The following is a 3,922-nucleotide window of genomic DNA, read 5'->3' on the forward strand; positions in this document are numbered from 1 at the left end:
CAATGGTCAGGCGGTAGCCGCGCTAGGCGCTGGCACCAGCTCGCTCAGCATGCCGGAGATGCCGTCGAGTTTACCACTGGTTGACGTGTCCTTCAGCCGAAAACGAAAGCTGTTAGCACCTTCAAGGCGATAGGTATCCGGAGCGGATTGCATTTTTTTAACCAGAACAAGCGGATCCACCGGGGTGGAACTGCCAAATTCAAGGCGAGCCCACTCCTTGCCAGCGTCCACCTTCACTATGCCCAGGGCTTCTGCCTTGAGCCTCAGTTCGGTTTGGCGAACCAGGTTTTTTGCCGGCTCCGGCAGTAATCCGAAGCGATCAATCATCTCAACCTGAAGTTCTTTTAATGCATCGCGGTTGCTCACGCTGGCAATGCGCTTGTAGAGCATCAGGCGGTTATGCACGTCTGGCAGGTAATCTTCGGGAATCAATGCCGGTATACGAAGGTTCATTTCAGTGCCGTGGCTCAGTGGCAATTCCGCGTTGGGCGTTCGGCCCTCACGAATCGCTTTCACTGCCTCATCCAGCAATTGCATGTACAACGTAAAGCCGATGCTTTCAATCTGGCCGCTTTGTTCATCGCCCAGTAACTCGCCTGCACCACGAATCTCCAGATCGTGAGTTGCCAGCATAAAACCGGCGCCCAGCTCCTGGGCCTCGGAGATAGCTTCCAGTCGTTTTTTGGCATCTGCGGTAATGGCTTTGGGTGGTGGGGTTAACAGATAGGCATAAGCCTGATGGTGCGATCTGCCAACGCGGCCGCGCAGTTGGTGCAGTTGAGCAAGGCCGAATTTGTCAGCACGTTCAATAATAATGGTGTTGGCGCTGGGGATGTCGATCCCGGTTTCAATAATGGTGGTGCACACCAGCACGTTAAAGCGTTTGTGATAAAAGTCAGACATGATTTGCTCAAGCTGCCTTTCCCGCATCTGGCCATGGGCCACGCCTACACGAGCTTCGGGAACCATGTTCCGGAGGTCTTCCGCGGTCCTCTCGATGCTGGCTACATCATTGTGCAGAACATAAACCTGACCACCACGCAGAACCTCACGCAGGATGGCTTCTTTAACCATGGGTTCGTCTCGTTGACGCACAAAGGTTTTCACCGAAAGCCGCCGAGCGGGTGGTGTGGCTATGATGGACAGGTCTCTCAGGTGACCCATCGCCATGTTGAGTGTTCTCGGTATGGGGGTTGCGGTGAGGTTCAGCATGTCCACTTCCGCGCGCAGAGCCTTGAGTTTTTCTTTCTGCCCGACGCCGAACCGATGCTCCTCATCAATGATCACCAGCCCCAGGTTTTTGAACCGGATATCCCCTTGGAGCAGCTTGTGAGTGCCAATGACGATATCGGCTTTTCCGTTTTCGGTCGCTTCCATGGCTTTGTTCGTTTGTGCGGTGCTGCGAAAACGGCTTAACAGTTCGATGTTAACCGGGGTGTCCGAGAACCGGTCACGGAAGGATTCATAGTGTTGCTGGGCCAATAGCGTGGTTGGCACCAACACCGCGACCTGCTTTCCTGACCAGGTTGCCAGGAAGGCAGCGCGCATGGCGACTTCGGTTTTGCCAAAGCCGACATCGCCGCAAATCAACCGGTCCATGGGTTTTTCATCGGTCATATCTTCGAACACGGCCTGGATGGCCACCTGCTGATCCGGTGTTTCTTCAAACGGAAACCCGGCTGCAAAAGCGCGATAGGCCTCTTTCGGGTCTTCAAACGCGAACCCTTTGCGGGCTTCACGGCGAGCGTATACGTCCAGAAGCTCTGCCGCCGTGTCGCGGATCTTTTCCAGGGCTTTGTGCTTGGCCGTGTTCCAGCGCTCGGTGCCCAGTTTGTGCAGTGGCGCATGCTCTGTATCGGCCCCGGCGTAGCGGGAGATCAGATGCAGGCTGGATACGGGCACGTAGAGCTTTGACCCGCCGGCGTACTGGAGCATCAAAAACTCGCTGGATTCGCCTTCTACGGTAATGGTTTCCAAACCGAGGTAGCGTCCAACACCATGATCAATGTGAACAACGGGCGAGCCTATTCTCAGCTCAGACAAGTCTCGATAGCCGTCGTCATTAATCTCTGTGGGCTTTTCACGACGTCTGCGCTGCAACACGCGCTCGCCGAACAGAGCGGTTTCAGTGATCAGGGCCAGGTTGTGATCGGGTAATACGAGCCCCTGCTCCATGGCCGCAATGGTGATGCCCAGTGTGTTGTTGGTATCGTCCAGAAAGTTTTGCCAGTTTTCAGCGCCTTGCAGCTGAAGCTGGTGTTCTCCCAGGTTCTCGATTAACGCTTCACGACGGCCGGATGACTCGGCGCAGATCAGTACGCGCCCGCCAAAGGTCTGTATGAAGCGTTTGAGTTGCGCTGCAGGATCGGCGGCTCGCGCGTTCATTGCGATATCTGGAAGCGCCTCGCTGTTGCAATTTAAAGCGCCGCTGCCTTCGGCTGGCTCAGACGTTATGGTTACCCGCGGGAAAACCTTGAGTTTTCCAAACAGTTCGTCTTGTTGCAAAAACAGACTGGCAGGCGGAAGAATCGGGCGTAAGCGGTCGTGGCGGCGGTCTTCGAAGCGATTGCGTGTTTCGGCATCAAAGTGGGTGACCGCCTCGTTCAGACCCTCAGCTGTGAAAACGTGGGTGGTGCCGGGCAGGTAGTCAAACAGGGTTGCGGTCTGGTCGAAAAACAGGGGTAAATAGTATTCGAGGCCCGGCGGCGTGATGCCGTGGCTCACGTCCTGATATATGGGTGCATGCTTGTCTGAGTGGGGAAATTGCTCGAACCAGCGGCCCCGAAAGGCGGAGCGAGCCTCTTTATGCCATGGAAATTCATAGGCAGGGAGCAGTTCGATGCGTTCAATCCGATCAATGGAGCGTTGGGTTTCGGGGTCGAACGTGCGGAGGGTTTCTATCTCATTGTCAAAAAGGTCAATTCGGTAGGGCAGGTTAGAGCCCATAGGGAAGATGTCGAGTATCGAGCCGCGAACGGCATACTCACCGTGCTCATAAACGTTTTCGGTGTGTCGATAGCCTGCGGTTGACAACTGTAGGCGCCAGTTGTCGATGTCCAGAGACTGGCCGGTTTCAAGCAGCAGGGTATTACCCTGGAGGTAGTCTACCGGGGGCAGCCGATGCATCAGGGTTCTGGCCGGCACCACAATAACGCCGTGCTGTATGCCGGGAAGCCTGTGCAAGGTGCGAATGCGCCGGGAGGTTATATCCTGATGCGGAGAGAACAGGTCGTACGGCAATGTTTCCCAATCTGGCAGTGACAACAACTCGAGACCGCCTTCCGTGATCGTTGCTCCGTCTTCTTCCGGTGGCAGGCCCAGGAAGAAGCGCATGGATTGCTCCAGGCGAATCGCATCCGCTGTGTTGCGGGTGATCACCAGTGTCAGGCCTTTGTGGGCCCGGGCGCTTTCGCATATGGCCAGGGCGTCACTGCCGCCACGCAACTGCCCCCAAATGCGGTGATCCGCTGCTTTGTCAGGAAATTGCGGCGCAATCAGTGTGTGCAGTGACGCGGAAGTTGGGGCACCTTGATTCATGGCCAGTCGTGTTCTCCTGCTGTGGGTGTTGAGGGCCGGTGAGGGCGTTATTCTAACGCCGGCAGATGGCGGTGTCATGGCGGCAAATGTACGGTGTCCGTGCCAGTTCGTATTTGCCGTTGGCGGGTTTAAGTTGGATAATGCCCGACCTGAATTATCACACGCGCGAAACAGGGGTCTCTACCGTGAGCCACGAACAGATGAACCAGTGCCTTTCCAACTGGATGGACAGAGAATCGACTGCGGAGGCCATGATTCCGCTGATTGGCCGTCTTTACCGGAAAAACAATGTTGTTACCTCCGTATACGGCCGCGCCATTATTAACCAGTCAGTTATCGATATAATCCGCGCTCACAGATACGTACGACAAGTGGAAGACAGTGA

At 55.7% G+C, this 3,922-nt stretch carries 1 protein-coding gene and 1 pseudogene; one reads left to right on the top strand and one right to left on the bottom strand.

Features of this window, described 5'->3' with window-relative positions; all coding sequences use genetic code 11:
- Nucleotides 1-6 precede the first annotated feature (6 nt).
- Nucleotides 7-3,537, bottom strand: coding sequence for a transcription-repair coupling factor (gene mfd, locus ENI00_RS15395; RefSeq protein WP_304104312.1), 3,531 nt, complete (start codon nucleotides 3,535-3,537; stop codon nucleotides 7-9).
- A gap of 185 nt (nucleotides 3,538-3,722) precedes the next feature.
- Between mfd and ENI00_RS15400 the strand changes: the two are divergent.
- Nucleotides 3,723-3,922, top strand: a pseudogene (locus ENI00_RS15400) (glyceraldehyde-3-phosphate dehydrogenase); the annotation flags it as partial.

The organism is Marinobacter antarcticus (assembly GCF_011049865.1).
Taxonomy (GTDB): Bacteria; Pseudomonadota; Gammaproteobacteria; order Pseudomonadales; family Oleiphilaceae; genus Marinobacter; species Marinobacter antarcticus_A.